The organism is Streptomyces sp. MJM8645 (genome assembly GCF_001625365.1).
GTDB lineage: Bacteria > Actinomycetota > Actinomycetes > Streptomycetales > Streptomycetaceae > Kitasatospora.
In genome coordinates this window covers 5899860-5913386 of record NZ_LJJF01000001.1, presented here as the reverse complement: position 1 = coordinate 5913386, position 13527 = coordinate 5899860, and the positions used below count along the sequence as shown (strand labels likewise).

Genomic DNA, 13527 nt, shown 5'->3' with positions numbered 1-13527 from the left:
CATACCCGAGAGCCCGCACCCCGCCATGCCCGCACCACCGGAGGAACACCGCAGATGACCGACACCGTCCACGATCCGGCGCCGGCCCACCCGGCGGACGAACCGCGCTGCCCGTACGGGTACGACCAACTCCCGGACCCCATACCGCTGTACGGCCCCGCGTACAAGAGCGACCCGTACCCGCTCTACCGGCGGATGCGCGAGGCCGGGCCGGTGCACCGGGTGGAGTTCCCGAGCGGCATCCACGCCTGGCTGGTCACCGGCTACCAGGCCGCCCACGAGACCCTCAACGACCCCAGGTTCGGCAAGAACCACGCACTGGGCAACGAGAACTGGCACAAGCTGGCGTCGATCATGCCCGAGCCGCAGCACTCCCAGTTGCAGGTCCACCTGCTGCACCAGGACCCGCCCAAGCACACCACGATGCGCCGGCTCGTCCTGGACGCCTTCGCGCCGCGCCGGGTGGAGTCGTTGCGCCCGCGCTTCCAGGAGCTGGCCGACGCGCTGGTCGACGAACTGCCCGAGACCGGCGGCGCCGATCTGGTGGCCGGCTTCGCGGCGCACTTCCCGTTCCGGGTGCTCGCCGAAGTGATCGGCCTGCCAGCCGAGTTGGCGGTGCGGTTCGACCGCGACTGGGGCAAGGTCGTGCAGCCCGTCGGCCCGCACGATCCGGGCCGTCCGGCGTACGAGGCGCGGCTGCGCGGCCTCCAGACGTACATCGCCGACGTGGTCGCCCACAAGCGCGCCGGGAACCCCTCCGATGGCCACGACCGGCACGACCCGGACACGGCCGGCGCCGACCTGCTGGGCCGGCTCGTCGCCGCCCACGACGCGGGCGAGTTGAGCCGCGAGGAGCTGGACTCCATGGTGTTCCAGCTGTTGGTCGCGGGCCAGGAGCCGGTCACCAACCAGATCACCACCATGCTGATCACGCTGCTGCGCCACCCCGACCAGCTCGCCCGGCTGCGCGACTCCCTCTCCGAGGGGCCCGCCCACGACCCCGGCCTGTTGGCCCGCGCGGTGGAGGAACTGCTGCGCCACGACGCCGCGTTCGAGCTCACCACCTGGCGGTTCCTCGCCGAGGACGGAGACCTGTTCGGGACCACCGTCCCGGCCGGCGACTCGGTGATCGTCTCGCTGTGCGCCGCCAACCGGGACGAGACGCGGTTCCCGGACGCGGACCGCCTCGACCTCGACCGCACGCCCAACGCCCATCTCGCCTTCGGCCACGGCATCCACTACTGCCCCGGCGCCGCCCTGGCCCGGGCCGAACTCCAGACCGCCGTCGCCACCCTGCTCACCCGGCTGCCCGGACTGCGCCCGTCCGAGGCTGCCGACGAGGACCTGGACTCCCTCGCCTGGATCCCCGCCGTCCTGGCGCGCGGGGTCAACCGGCTGCCCGTCGGCTACGACCGGCGCGCCTGAGCCGGGGCCCTCGGCCACCCTGCGAACACCCCGCGGCCGCGCCCGCCCGCCGACGTCCGCCCGACGTCGGCCCGGCGTCCGCTCCACGCCCGCACCACCTTCCACGGAGGACCACCATGCCGCCCGCCGGCACCGTTTCCACCCGCCACCACCACACCGCACCTGCGCCCACGCCCGCGCCGGAGCCCGCACCGGAGCCCGCGAACACCGGGGGCGGCACCGACCAGCAGGACGCCGCACGGCTCGCCGCCCGGATCCTCGGCCTGCTGCTGCCGCACCGCCGCGCCTCCGACCCGGGGCTGGACGCCAAGCCCGAGCATTTCCCGTTCCAGCTGGCCCAGTTGAAGGACTTCATCACCGCCGGCGACCCGATCCTCTTCACCCTGCCCGGCTTCCCCTGCAAGTCGCCGAACCCCGCGAAGGTGCTCAGCCACCTGCCCGACGAGGGCGAACGGCTGTCGCTCACCTTCCTCGACGGGCTCTGCGCGGAGATCGGCGGGTACTACGAGCCCGGCGCGCGGATCCTGATCTGCTCGGACGGGCACATCTTCGGCGACCTCGTCCACGTCCCCGACGACCACATCGACGAGTACTCCGACGAGTTGACGGCGATGATCGCCCGCGAGGAACTCGCCCACCTCGCCACCTTCGACCTGCGGGACGTCCTCGGCGACCTGCCGTACGACGACAAGCGCGCCCGGGTGCACGCCCAGTACGCGCCGAGCGTCGAGGAGTTGCGCGAGCAGGTGCTGACGGACGAGGAGACCCTGCGGCTCTACCGCGGCATCACCCGCTTCCTGACCGACGACACCGTCGGCTTCACCGGCACCCGCTCCGCCCTGCAGCGCGACTGCCGCCGCCGCGCGTACGGGGTGATCCAGCGCAGCCGCGCCTGGGGCGAGTTGATCGCCGAGCAGCACCCCCGGTCGGTCCGGCTGTCCATCCACCCGCAGCCGGCGGGCGCACCGAAGTTCGGCATCCGGCTGCTGGAGGCCGCCGACGCCTGGATGACGCCCTGGCACTCCTCGGTACTCCACCGCGCCGACGGGGACTGGGAGTTGCTGCGCAGCGAGGACGCCGCGCAGCGCGGCCGGCTGGTCGAACTCGACGGCCGGCCGAGCCACTACGAGGCGCTCTGACGCGCGGGCTCCACCCCGGCGGCGTCCAACCCGACGAACCCCGCCCCACCAGCATCCGCCCCGGCCCCGGCACCCTCCACCGGAGCCGGGGCGGTCGGGACGGCCGGGGTCGGGGCGGCCGGGGTTCGGTGGTCGAAGGCGATCAACGGGTCACCGGTGAGCGGGTGTTCGACCACTGCCGCCCGGACGCCGAACACCTCGGCCAGCAGCTCCGCGGTCAGCACCTCGCGCGGCGCCCCGGAGGCCACCAGGGCGCCGCGGTGCAGGACGTGCAGCCGGTCGCAGACGGAGGCGGCCGCGTTGAGGTCGTGCAGCGCGACCAGGGTGGTGCGGCGCTGGTCCCGCAGCAGGGCGAGGAGTTCGACCTGGTGCCGGACGTCCAGGTGGTTGGTCGGCTCGTCCAGCACCAGGACGTCCGGCTGCTGGGCCAGCGCGCGGGCCAGCAGCACCCGTTGCCGTTCGCCCCCGGACAGTTGGGCGAAGCGGCGGTCGGCGGCGTCCGCCATGCCGACCCGTGCCAGCGCGTCGGCGGTGATCCGGTGGTCCTCGGCGTCGTCGCCGGCGAACGACCGCTTGTAGGGGGTGCGGCCCATCGCGACCACTTCGCGGACGCTCAACTCGAAGTCCCCGCCCCGCTCCTGCGGCAGCGCGGCGATGTGCCGGGCGGACTGCGCGGGGCGCAGCCCGGCCAGGTCGCGCCCGGCCAGCAGCACCCGCCCGGCGCTCGGCCGCAGGTGCCGGTAGACGGTGCGCAGCAGGCTGGACTTGCCGCTGCCGTTGGGCCCGACCAGGCCGGCGATCTCCCCCTCCTCGGCGACCAGGTGGACGCCGGCCACCACCGCCCGCCCGGACAGGGTGACGCTCAGGTCCTCGACGGCGATCCTCACGTGCGCTCCAGTCGTCGGTCCAGCAGGTAGAGCAGGGTGGGGGCGCCGAGGACGGCGGTGACCACGCCGATCGGCAGTTCCTGGCCGTCCAGCGCGGTGCGGGCCACGGTGTCGACCACGACCAGCAGCAGTGCGCCGGTGAGCGCGGACAGCGGCAGCAGGCGCCGGTGGTCGCCGCCGACGAGCAGGCGGCAGACGTGCGGCACCATCAGTCCGACGAAGCCGATCGCGCCGGAGACCGCGACCAGCACGCCGGTCAGCACGCTGGTGACGACGAAGACCTCCCAGCGCAGCCGGGTGACGTCCACGCCGAGCCCGGCGGCCGTCTCGTCGCCCATGAGCATCGCGTTGAGCCCGCGGGCACGGGCCTGGAGCAGGGCCAGCCCGAGCACCACCGCGACGGCGGGGACAGCGAGTTGGGCCCAGACCGCGCCGCCGAGACTACCCATCAGCCAGAACAGCACGCCACGAGTCTGCTGCTCGTCGCGGGTCTGCAGGACGAGGTAGCTGGTGATGCCGCCGAGGAACTGGGCGATGGCGATGCCCGCGAGGACCAGGCGCAGCGGGGAGAAGCCGCCGCCGCGCCGGGCCGCCAGCCAGACCAGGGAGAACGCGGCGAGCGCGCCGGCGAAGGCCGCCAGGGAGACGGTGAGGCCGAGCGCGCTGCCGAAGGCGAGGTCGAGGCCGAGCGAGGTGCCGAGGACGATCGCCGCGACCGCCCCGAGGGAGGCGCCGGAGGAGATGCCGAGCAGGTAGGGATCGGCGAGCGGGTTGCGGACCAGGGCCTGCACGGCCGTGCCGACCAGGCCGAGCCCGGCCCCGACCGTCGCCGCCAGCAGGGCGCGCGGGACGCGCAGTTGCCAGACGATGAGGTCGCGGGTGCCGGGTTCGGGGGCCCGCCCGGTGAGGTGGTGGGCGACCACCGACCAGACCTCGCCGGGCGGGATGTCCACCGCGCCGAACGACACGGCGGCGGTCAGCGCGAGCACCAGGGCGGCGGTCAGCGCGACGGCCAGCGGCCCGGCCCGCAGGGTGCGGGCCGGGCGGGGCTCCTCGCGCCGTTCGGCGGAGACGGCCGACGTCACCGTCTACTGCCCGTTCTTGACGAGGTCGGGGTGGACGGTGGCGGCGATCTGCCGGACGGCGTCGGCGTTGCGCACGCCCGCGATGGTGGTGACCTCGGAGCCGAGCCGCACGAAGTGGCCCTCCTGGACGGCCTTCAGGCCCTGGGTCGCGGGGAACCCGCGCAGGAACGCCTCGGCGTCGTCGAAGGCCTTGCGGGTGGCCTCCTCGCTGCCCCGGTTGCGGACGGCGAGCTGGATCCAGTCCGGGTTCTTGGCGACGACGTCCTCCCAGGAGCCGGGCTTGAAGTCGGCGTCGCAGTCGGCGAACACGTTGCGGGCGCCGGCCTGGGTGATCACCGCGTTGGCGACCTGCCGGCCGCAGACCGCCACCGGCTGCTTGGTGCCGGCGTCGAAGTCGAAGACGAAGTAGCCGGGCCGCTGCGCCTGCGCGACGCCGGCGAGGGCGGTGCGCACCTCGCCGACCTGCTTCTCCATCCCGGTGACGAGTTCCTCCGCGCGGGCGGCCGTGCCGGTGACCGCGCCGAGGCGGCGGATGTCGTTCTCGACCCCGGACAGGTCGGTGCGCGGCGCCTTGGCGGCCTTGGGGGTGCCGGCGCAGGCGGTCGAGAGGAGATAGACGTGCTGGATGCCGGCTGCCGCGAACTCCTCCTCGCTGGGCCCGGTGGCGCCGCCGCCCATCATCGGCATCGCGCCGAAGGTGTCGACGTAGAGGTCGGCGCCGGAGCCGAGCAGCTTCTCCTTGGGGATCGTCTTGTCGCCGAGCACCGGCACCTTGGCGCCCTGTTCGGCCAGGGCCGGCGGGAGGGTGCCCTTGCCGGGCGGGAAGCCGGTACCGATCACCCGGTCGCCCGCGCCGAGTTGGAGCAGTATCTCCAGGGCGGCGGCATTGCTGGTGACGATCTTGGCGGGGGCCTTGGCGATGGTGGTCTCCCGGTCCGCGCAGTCGGCCACCTTGACGGGGTAGCCGCCGGCCGGGGCGGTCTGGGCGGCGCCGGCCGCGCCGCGCTCTCCGCCTCCCCCGCCGCCGTTTCCGGCACCGCTTCCGGCGCCGCTTCCGCAGGCCGTGGCGAACAGGGCGACGGCGGCCGCGATTCCGCAGACAACGCGAGGGCGCATGACAATTCTCCTGGTGGGTGATCGTGCCAGGGCGTGTCTGACAATTCGCGGCGGATCAGCGCGCGGCGTTGGGCGCCCGGCTGGGCGCGCCGGCGAAGCGTCCTCGTACTGGGTCGTACTTGGACGTTTCGCCGGTGCGTCCAGGCGGGATGCCCGGCGTCGCGCGCCCGGCGGGAATTGTCAGACACGCCATAGGGGCCCGTCGTGCGAACCCGGACCAGGTAGTCGGCCGGACCGTCCGGGGGGTTCCCGGGGATTTCCGCACCGCCCGGTGCCCGTTCACCCGCCGTCCGCCCGCCCGCCATCCGCCGCCCGTTCGCCGCCCGACCATCGCCCGTCCGATGCCCGTGCCGCCCGTCCGATGCCCGTCCGCGGACCCCCGGCGTAGGGTGGCCGGATGGCCGATCCCACCGTCCTGCGGGACGATCTCGACCTGCCCGTCCGGTTCGGCCCGCGCCCGCCGCGCCGGGTGGTGTCGCTGGTGCCGTCGCTGACCGAGGCGGTCGCCGCCACCGCCCCCGGGCTGCTGGTCGGCGCCACCGACTGGTGCAGCCATCCGGCCGACCTGGCGGTCACCAGGATCGGCGGCACCAAGAACCCGGACGTGCCCGGCATCCTCGCCCTCGCCCCGGACCTCGTCCTCGCCAACGACGAGGAGAACCGGCGCCCCGACCTGGACGCGCTGCGGGCGGCCGGCCTGCCGGTCTGGGTCACCGACATCCGCACCCTGGACGACGCGTTCCGCTCGCTCGACCGGCTGCTCACCGCCGCCTGCGCGCTCCCGCGCCCGGACTGGCTGGACCAGGCCGAGGCAGCGTGGGCCCCGGTCCGGCGCCCGCCGGACGGCCCGCGGGCGATCGTTCCGGTCTGGCGCCGCCCGTGGATGGTCCTGGGCCGCGACACCTTCGCCGGGGACCTGCTGCGCCGCCTCGGCCTCCGGCTCGTCCACGCCGGACACGCCGAGCGCTACCCGGCCGTTCCGCTGCCCGAACTGCTCGCCTGCCGACCCGAGTTGGTGGTCCTCCCGGACGAGCCGTACCGCTTCACGGCACAGGACGGCCCCGAGGCGTTCCCCGGCGTCCCGGCGGCGCTGGTCAGCGGACGCCACCTGACCTGGTACGGACCGTCCCTGGTGACGGCGCCGACGGTCCTCGCGCACGCGTTGGACCACCCGTTCACAGGGGGCATGAACATCACATCGTAGGATGACCGCCACTCACCGGGACCGCCGGTGACGAGTGGGGGGAACCACAGTGGCAGTGAGCGCATCCCGGAGAGCACTGGTCATGGTGTCGGCCGCAGCGGTCTCGACGGCCGTCCTGGCCGGCTGCGGCACCAAGCACGCCGACAACCACCAGAACAGCGCGCCGGACACCACGGCGGTCGCCGCCACCGGGACGCCGACCGAGACGCCGAGTGCGAGCCCGTCCGCGACCGCCACCCCGACGCCGACCGCCTCCCCGACGGCCAGCGCCTCCCACAGCCCGAACCCGTCCGCGAGCAAGTCCAGCAAGCCCGCCCCGACCACCCCGGCCCCGACCGCCGCCAGCACCAAGCCCGGCGCCCCGAGCAGCCCGCCCGCCGCGCCCGCCACGCCGCCCCCGGTCGCCAAGCCCGCCGTCGTGGCCCCCGTGCCGGTCACCAAGCCCGGCCCGGTCGCTCCCCCGCCGCCGCCCGCGCCGCCGACCCCGCACGTCCCGCCGCTGCAGAGCAGCTGCCAGCCCAGCAAGCCCCAGCCCGACGAGCCCAAGGAGACCGTCGGCGCGGCCCTCGCCACCGCCGCCGGCCAGGCCCGCACGCTCAACCTCAGCAGCGGCGGCACCGACAAGCTCCCGCCGCTGCCCGTCAACCTGGTCAAGGCGATCGCCTGGCAGGAGAGCGGCTGGCAGTCCGGCATCCTCGCCTGCGACGGCGGGATCGGCACCATGCAGATCATGCCGAACACGATCAGCTGGATGAACAGCAAGTTCGGCACCAACTCCGACGCGAAGACCCTCCCCGGGAACGTCCAGCTCGGCACCCAGCTGCTCGACTGGCTGGTCGCCTACTACGGCGACTCCTCCTTCGACGGCAAGTACGACCTCTCCCCCGACCCGGCCACCGGCAAGACGCCGCTGCTCGACCTCGTCATCTCCGCGTACAACGCCGGGGCGGGCAACGTGCACTACAACACCGTCACCGACCCGGCCACCGGCCAGGTCGTCGGCAGCCTGGTCATCCCCAACCCGGGGTACGTGGCCAACGTCAAGGCGCTGATGACCGGCCAGCCGTGGACCAAGACGGGCTGACAAACCCCCGAACCCGCGCGGGACAGCGGAAGGGCCCGGAACGCGATCCCGCGTCCCGGGCCCTTCGCCGATGTTCCCCGCTCGTACGTCAGCCCCGCGCGGCGGTGACGGCGGCGCCCAGCGCCTCCTTGATCCGCGGCCCGAGGCGGGCGAAGCCCAGCTCCTTCATCGCCGCCCGCAGCAGTTCCTCCTCCGTACGCTCCACACCGTCACCGTCCACCCACCGGACGACGGCGAGCAGCTCGTCGGCCGAGTAGGCGGTCACGGGCCGGCCGGGCGTGAAGTCCGGCTTCTCGGGCCGACCGGCGGCGACGGGCGCGGACTCGACGACCTCGACCTCGACGACCTCGGCCACCGGCTCCGCAACAACGGCGGGCGCCTCCTCGACGGCCTCGACCTCAGCCACCGGCTCCACGACGACGGCGGGCTCAACAACCGGCTCGGCCTCGACCACCGGCTGCACGTCCTCAATGGCCTCGGTCGCTTCGACCGACTCCACGACGACAGCGGCGGGCGCCTCCTCGACGGCCTCAACCTCGACCACCGGCTCCACGACAACTGTGGGCTCAGCGATCGGCTCGACCTCAGCCACCGGCTCGTCCGCCTCTGCCACGGGAGCCTCGACCGCGTCGACCTCGGCGACCGTCTCAGGCTCCGCAGCCGGCTCGACCTCAGCCACCGGCTCCACGACGACGGCGGCAGGCGCCTCCTCGACGACCTCAACCTCGACCACCGGCTGCACGTCCTCAATGGCCTCGGTCGCTTCAACCGACTCCACGACGACAGCGACGGGCTCAGCGATCGGCTCTACCTCAGCCACCGGCTCGTCCGCCTCTGCCACGGGAGCCTCGACCGTGGCAGGCTCCGCAGCCGGCTCCACCTCAGCCACCGGCTCCACGACGACGGCGGCGGGCTCAGCGATCGGCTCGACCTCAGCCACGGGAGCCTCGACCGCGGCGACCTCGGCGACCGTCTCGGGCTCCGCAGCCTCCTCGGTCGTCTCCGGCTCGACGACGGGCGCGTCCTCCAGGACCGGCGCCTCCTCCGCAAGCTCGACCTCGGCCTTGGCTTCGACCTCGACCTCGACAGCGGAAACCTCGACGACGGCCTCGGCCTCCGTGGTTTCCGCGGCCTCCGCCAGGGCGGCGGTCGCGGCGGCCACCAGGTCATCGGCGGCCGGGGACGGCGCCGGGAGGGAGACCACGACAGCGGACGGGGCTTCCTCCGTCGCCTCTTCCTCGGCTGCCTCGGCCGTCTTGACCACGGCCGCAGCCTCAGCGTCGCCCGAGTCTGCTTCCGCGTCCGCGTCCGCGTCGGTCACCGTCTCCTCGACCGAAGCCGGAGTCGGAACCGAAGCCGAAGCCTCGACGGCGCTGCCCTCCCCCGCGAGCCCGTCGCGCTGGCCGCCGGCCAGGGCCTGGCGGGCGGCGAACGCGGCTTCGGCGGAGCGGCGGTCGGCCCGGGCGGCGGCCAGTTCGGTGAGCAGGTCGCCGAGGCCGGCCTCCTCAAGGGTGGTGCGCAGCCCGCGGATGGTGGGCAGGCGGTAGAGCGTGCCCTCGTCGGCGGCGAGCCGCTCGACGAGGTCGACGAGCTCGGCGAAGGCCAGCCCGTCGAGGTCGTGGTCGGGGAACATCCGGGCGAGGCCGCGCAGGCCGGTGTTGATCGCCTCGAAGGCCTGGGCGGTGCGCTCGACCAGGGCGCCGTCGGCGGGGACGACCGGCAGGGTGCCGGCGGGGGCGAGGGCGGCCCAGGCGCGGCGTTCGACCTCGGCGGAGGCGAGTGCCTCGTGCAGGTCCTCGCGGCGGATGCGGCGGTCGGTGGCGAGGGCCGTGGCCTGCTTGCGCAGGGAGCGGGCGCGCAGCCAGGAGAACTTGACGCCGTTCTCGCGGCGCCAGGTGCCGTCGGCGGTGGCGGCGGCGAGGGCGCCGAGGTCGGCGTCGTAGGCGGCGGTGGTGAGGGTGGCGGAGGTGCGGTGGACGCGCTGGAGCATCTCGACGAGGAGTGCGGCCTTGGCGACGGTGTCGGGTTCGTCGAGCTTGGCGGCGGCGGCGAGGACGGTGACGGCGTCCCAGGTCTGGCGGAGGTCGCGGCCGCGCAGTTCGGCGAGGGCGGTGGAGGCGGCCCGGGCGTCCTCGGGGGTGGCGACGGTGTCGACGGCCGCGTACCAGGCGTGGGTGTCGGCGGTGAGGGTGAAGGCCCCGAGTTCGGCGTAGCGGCCGAGGTCCTCGCGGAGGTCGGTCTCCGCCGTGGTGGCCTTGGCGTCCTGGGGGTCCTTGACGTCTGCGGCGTCGGCGACGTCCGCCGGGTCGGCTGCGTCGGCGTTGCGCGAGTGAAGCACTGTCATGTGAGGTCCGGTTCTGGGCGACGACGGCGGGGCTGGCGGCGAGGGGGCGGCGGACCGGTTGCGCGGGGTGCCCCGGGGGCGGGGCTGGGGGGCGCGCGGGCGGGCCGCCGGTTGTGGACGCCCAGAATACGGGTGCCCGTTCGAGCCTTGCACGCACCCACCGCCCGACGGGCGGGTGTCGTGTGCCATACCCCCCGCCTGGCCGCTACCCGGGAGGGCCGCACGGGTGGTGGGGCGTTGGGCCGGACGGGTACTGGGGCGCACGGCCGTCGGGCCGGGCGGGCGGGCTCTCCGGGCGGGCCCCGGGCCGCCGCGGCCGGTCCAGCGGGACGGTGCGGAGCCGTCGGCCGAGGGGTGGGCGGTATCCGGCGCGGCCGAGGGTGGTGAGGTCGACCGGCGCGAGGTACTCGTGGAGCGCGGTGCGGTGCCACCATGCGCCGGTTTCCCGCAGTTCGCGCCAACTGGTGAACCGGTAGAGGTAGAGGGTCGCCCGGACGTGGGTCGGCGGGGTGCCGGGAAAGGGGTTGTGGCGCAGCAGGCGAAGGGTGGCGGGATCGCCGGCGAGCAGGCGGGCGATGAAGGGCAGGAACCAGGGGCGGGCGTAGGCGGGTGAGATGCCGGCGAACCACATCAGCCAGTCGAGCCGCAGGTGGTAGGGGGCGTACTGGCGCGGGAGCCGGCGCACGTCGCCGGGTTTGCCCTTGAAGCCGTACTCGTGCCAGACGGTGTGCGGGGTGAGGGTCGCTTCGTCGGTGCCTTCGACGACGACCTCCTGGCGGATGCGGCTGATGCTGCCGAAGGCGCCGTAGGTGTTGACGAGGTGCAGCCGGTTGAAGGAGCGGTTCATGGCCTGGCGGCGGGAGACGAGGTTGCGGACCGGCCAGTAGCTCAGGACGGCGACGGCTGCGGTCAGGGCGATCACCAGCGCCTCGAACCAGACGGGCGTGGCGGGGTGGACGCGGGCGTGGACGGGCAGTCCGACGCGGGCCGGGTCGACGGCGGCGAGGGCGAGCGTGATGGTGAGCCAGTTGAGCCAGGCGAAGTTGCCCGAGGCGATCAGCCACAGCTGGGTGGCGACGACGGCGCAGGCGGCGTAGCTCGCGACCGGCTGCGGGAGGAGGAGGCCGACGGGGACGACGAGTTGGACGAAGTGGTTGGCGGCGACCTCGACGCGGTGCAGCGGGTCGGGCAGGTGGTGGAAGAACCAGCTGAGCGGTCCGGGCATGGGCTGGGTCTCGTGGTGGTAGCGCAGGCAGGTGAGGTCGCGCCAGCAGCGGTCGCCGCGCAGTTTGATCAGTCCGGCGCCGAACTCGACCCGGAAGACCAGCCAGCGCATCAGCCAGAGCACCAGGGTGGGCGGGGCGGTGTCGGCGTTGCCGAGGAAGGCGGCGAGGAAGCCCGCTTCGAGCAGCAGCGACTCCCAGCCGAAGGAGTACCAGGTCTGTCCGACGTTGACGATCGAGAGGTAGAGCCCCCAGAGCACCGCCCACAGCAGGACGGACGCCCAGAGCGGGACGGCGTCACCGAGTCCGGCGGTCACGGCGGCGGCGAGCGCGGCGCCGCTCCAGGCGACGGCGGCGAAGAAGCGGTCGCTGTAGTGGAGGTGGAACAGTCCGGGCGAGTGGCGGAACGGGACCCGGGCGGTGAAGCGGGGCACCGGCAGCATGCCGTCGCTGCCGATGAGCGCGCGGAACTGTGCGGCGGCGGCGAGGAATCCGATCAGGTAGAGGCCGGCGAGCAGGCGTTGGACGAGCAGTCGGCTCAACCAGTAGTCGGGGGCGGCGAACCAGTCCATGCGGCCCATGCCTACCATCGGCGGCCGCCGGGCGGGACGCGGCCGGGGCGCGGGCGGGGACGGTTCACCCGCTCGGGCCCGCCCCCGGACGGCACCGTGGCGGGGAGCCTCTCCTCGGGGGTGAGAGGCGCCCCGCCACGGTGGTGGGTGGTGCGCGGTGGTACGGATCGACGAGCAGTGGTGCGGAGGGGGACGGCGACGCCGCACGCGGACGGCGGGTCGGCGGCTCAGCTCGGCAGGACGAGACCGGACTCCCCGGCGATGCCCGGGCGGCCGACGGGGGTGGCACCGTTCTGTTGGAGCCGGTCGACCAGCAGGGCGGCCAGCGTGCCGAGTTCCTCCTCCGTGCGGGACTGCGCGGTGACGTCCATGCCGACGGTGAGGACACCGTTGACCTGGCCGGTGCGCGCGGCCCGCAGCGGGGTGCAGGTGAAACTGAAGATCTGCTGGCCGCGCTGGGCGTCGGGGCGGCCTGACTGGATCCGGACGTCGTTGAGGACGGTGCTGCGCCCGGTGTGGTAGGCCTCGACGATGACCTGCTGGAGGCCGGCGGCGCCGAGCTGCGGGTAGGCCAGGCCGATCGCGCCGTACGCCACCGGGGCGCCGAAGGTGTCGGCGTGCTGGGCGTTGGCGTAGCGGATCTCCTGACCGGGGCCGTCGGTCAGCATGATGGGGAACGGGGAGCCGTCGAAGGCGGCGAACATCTCCTGCTGCTGGGCGAGCAGGTTGTCGCGCAGCCGGATCTCGGAGAGCAGTGCCTCGGCGAGGTGCTGGATGTCGCGCAGCCGCTCGCGCCCCCACTGCCGGGGTTCCCGGTCGAGGACGCAGACGGTGCCGATGACGGTGTTGGTGTCGTCGACGAGCGGGGCGCCGAGGTAGGCGCGCACGCCCAGTTCGTCGACGACCGGGTTTCCGGAGAACCGGGGGTAGGCGAGGATGTCGTCGAGCGCGAGGGGGGATCGCTGGGCGACGACATGCGGGCAGAAGCCGTGACTCAGCGGCATCTGACGGGTGGGAAGGTCGAAGGCGATGCCCCGATCGGCCCAGGAAGCGCCTTCGTCGACCGCGACGTCGTTCGAGTTTGGCGGAATGTAGAGCCCCCGGAACATCTGGCGCTCGTCGTTGATGAAGTTGACCATCGCGATGGGAGCGCGGGTGATGCTGGCGGCCAGGTGGGCGAAGCGGTCGAAGGCCTCGTCCGCGGACGGTTCGTTGAGACCAAGGCTGCGCAGCCTGCGGGTCCGCTCGGACTCCCCGGCGGCACCCGGGAACTGGCCTTGAGTGCTCATCACATCAGTCATGGCGCACATGTAATCAGACATCCGGGCGGTTCGGTGCTCCCGGTCCGGCTCATCACCGTTGCTGATGGACAGTCAAAGCCGCATGTGAGCGGCCGCTCAGCAGGTTGCCACGGCGGGGCAAGATCACTTCCCACTCAGAGCCATGGC

General features: G+C 73.9%; 10 protein-coding genes. 4 read left to right on the top strand and 6 right to left on the bottom strand.

The window, feature by feature from the left end:
- Positions 1-54: 54 nt before the first annotated feature.
- Both A6F73_RS25165 and A6F73_RS25160 read left to right on the top strand, forming a co-directional pair.
- A complete protein-coding gene (locus A6F73_RS25165) occupies positions 55-1425 on the top strand; it encodes a cytochrome P450 (protein ID WP_063349866.1) in 1371 nt (456 codons plus the stop codon).
- 116 nt (positions 1426-1541) lie between these two features.
- Positions 1542-2564, top strand: coding sequence for an isocyanide synthase family protein (locus A6F73_RS25160; RefSeq protein ID WP_079135984.1), 1023 nt, complete (start codon positions 1542-1544; stop codon positions 2562-2564).
- On the opposite strand, the gene A6F73_RS25155 is transcribed toward A6F73_RS25160, so the two are convergent.
- From A6F73_RS25155 to A6F73_RS25145, 3 genes are read right to left on the bottom strand one after another with little or no spacing between them, the layout of a single operon-like run.
- Positions 2549-3451 carry an ABC transporter ATP-binding protein gene (locus A6F73_RS25155; RefSeq protein WP_063349865.1) on the bottom strand — a complete coding sequence of 301 codons (903 nt, stop codon included), beginning with the start codon at positions 3449-3451 and terminating at the stop codon, positions 2549-2551. The two genes, A6F73_RS25160 and A6F73_RS25155, sit on opposite strands and share 16 nt — an antisense overlap.
- Positions 3448-4536: an iron ABC transporter permease gene (locus A6F73_RS25150; RefSeq protein WP_063349864.1), complete on the bottom strand. Its 1089-nt coding sequence runs from the start codon at positions 4534-4536 to the stop codon at positions 3448-3450. Before A6F73_RS25150 ends, A6F73_RS25155 begins: the two co-directional genes overlap by 4 nt.
- Positions 4537-4539: 3 nt before the next feature.
- Positions 4540-5652: an ABC transporter substrate-binding protein gene (locus A6F73_RS25145; RefSeq protein WP_079135983.1), complete on the bottom strand. Its 1113-nt coding sequence runs from the start codon at positions 5650-5652 to the stop codon at positions 4540-4542.
- A gap of 397 nt (positions 5653-6049) precedes the next feature.
- Here A6F73_RS25145 and A6F73_RS25140 point away from each other — a divergent pair, with 397 nt between their 5' ends.
- Both A6F73_RS25140 and A6F73_RS25135 read left to right on the top strand, forming a co-directional pair.
- Positions 6050-6856: a helical backbone metal receptor gene (locus A6F73_RS25140; RefSeq protein WP_244293492.1), complete on the top strand. Its 807-nt coding sequence runs from the start codon at positions 6050-6052 to the stop codon at positions 6854-6856.
- 82 nt (positions 6857-6938) lie between these two features.
- Positions 6939-7940, top strand: a complete 1002-nt coding sequence (locus A6F73_RS25135) for a lytic transglycosylase domain-containing protein (RefSeq protein ID WP_063349863.1) — start codon at positions 6939-6941, stop codon at positions 7938-7940.
- Between the two features lie 88 nt (positions 7941-8028).
- Here A6F73_RS25135 and A6F73_RS25130 read toward each other — a convergent pair whose 3' ends face one another.
- The 3 genes from A6F73_RS25130 to A6F73_RS25120 all read right to left on the bottom strand — a co-directional run bounded on the left by A6F73_RS25130 (position 8029) and on the right by A6F73_RS25120 (position 13380).
- Positions 8029-10284 carry a hypothetical protein gene (locus A6F73_RS25130; protein WP_063349862.1) on the bottom strand — a complete coding sequence of 752 codons (2256 nt, stop codon included), beginning with the start codon at positions 10282-10284 and terminating at the stop codon, positions 8029-8031.
- Between the two features lie 205 nt (positions 10285-10489).
- Positions 10490-12079, bottom strand: a complete 1590-nt coding sequence (locus A6F73_RS25125; protein WP_079136354.1) for a lipase maturation factor family protein — start codon at positions 12077-12079, stop codon at positions 10490-10492.
- A gap of 227 nt (positions 12080-12306) precedes the next feature.
- Entirely contained in the window at positions 12307-13380 is a 1074-nt protein-coding gene (locus A6F73_RS25120; RefSeq protein ID WP_079135982.1) for a GAF domain-containing protein, read from the bottom strand.
- Between the last annotated feature and the right edge of the window lie 147 nt (positions 13381-13527).

Excerpts from the sequence above, each read along its gene's own strand:
- A6F73_RS25165 (WP_063349866.1), top strand. The coding sequence starts at position 55 with ATGACCGACACCGTCCACGATCCGGCGCCGGCCCACCCGGCGGACGAA.
- A6F73_RS25160 (WP_079135984.1), top strand. The coding sequence starts at position 1,542 with ATGCCGCCCGCCGGCACCGTTTCCACCCGCCACCACCACACCGCACCT.
- A6F73_RS25145 (WP_079135983.1), bottom strand. The coding sequence starts at position 5,652 with ATGCGCCCTCGCGTTGTCTGCGGAATCGCGGCCGCCGTCGCCCTGTTC.
- A6F73_RS25140 (WP_244293492.1), top strand. The coding sequence starts at position 6,050 with ATGGCCGATCCCACCGTCCTGCGGGACGATCTCGACCTGCCCGTCCGG.
- A6F73_RS25135 (WP_063349863.1), top strand. The coding sequence starts at position 6,939 with ATGGTGTCGGCCGCAGCGGTCTCGACGGCCGTCCTGGCCGGCTGCGGC.
- A6F73_RS25130 (WP_063349862.1), bottom strand. The coding sequence starts at position 10,284 with ATGACAGTGCTTCACTCGCGCAACGCCGACGCAGCCGACCCGGCGGAC.
- A6F73_RS25125 (WP_079136354.1), bottom strand. The coding sequence starts at position 12,079 with ATGGACTGGTTCGCCGCCCCCGACTACTGGTTGAGCCGACTGCTCGTC.
- A6F73_RS25120 (WP_079135982.1), bottom strand. The coding sequence starts at position 13,380 with ATGACTGATGTGATGAGCACTCAAGGCCAGTTCCCGGGTGCCGCCGGG.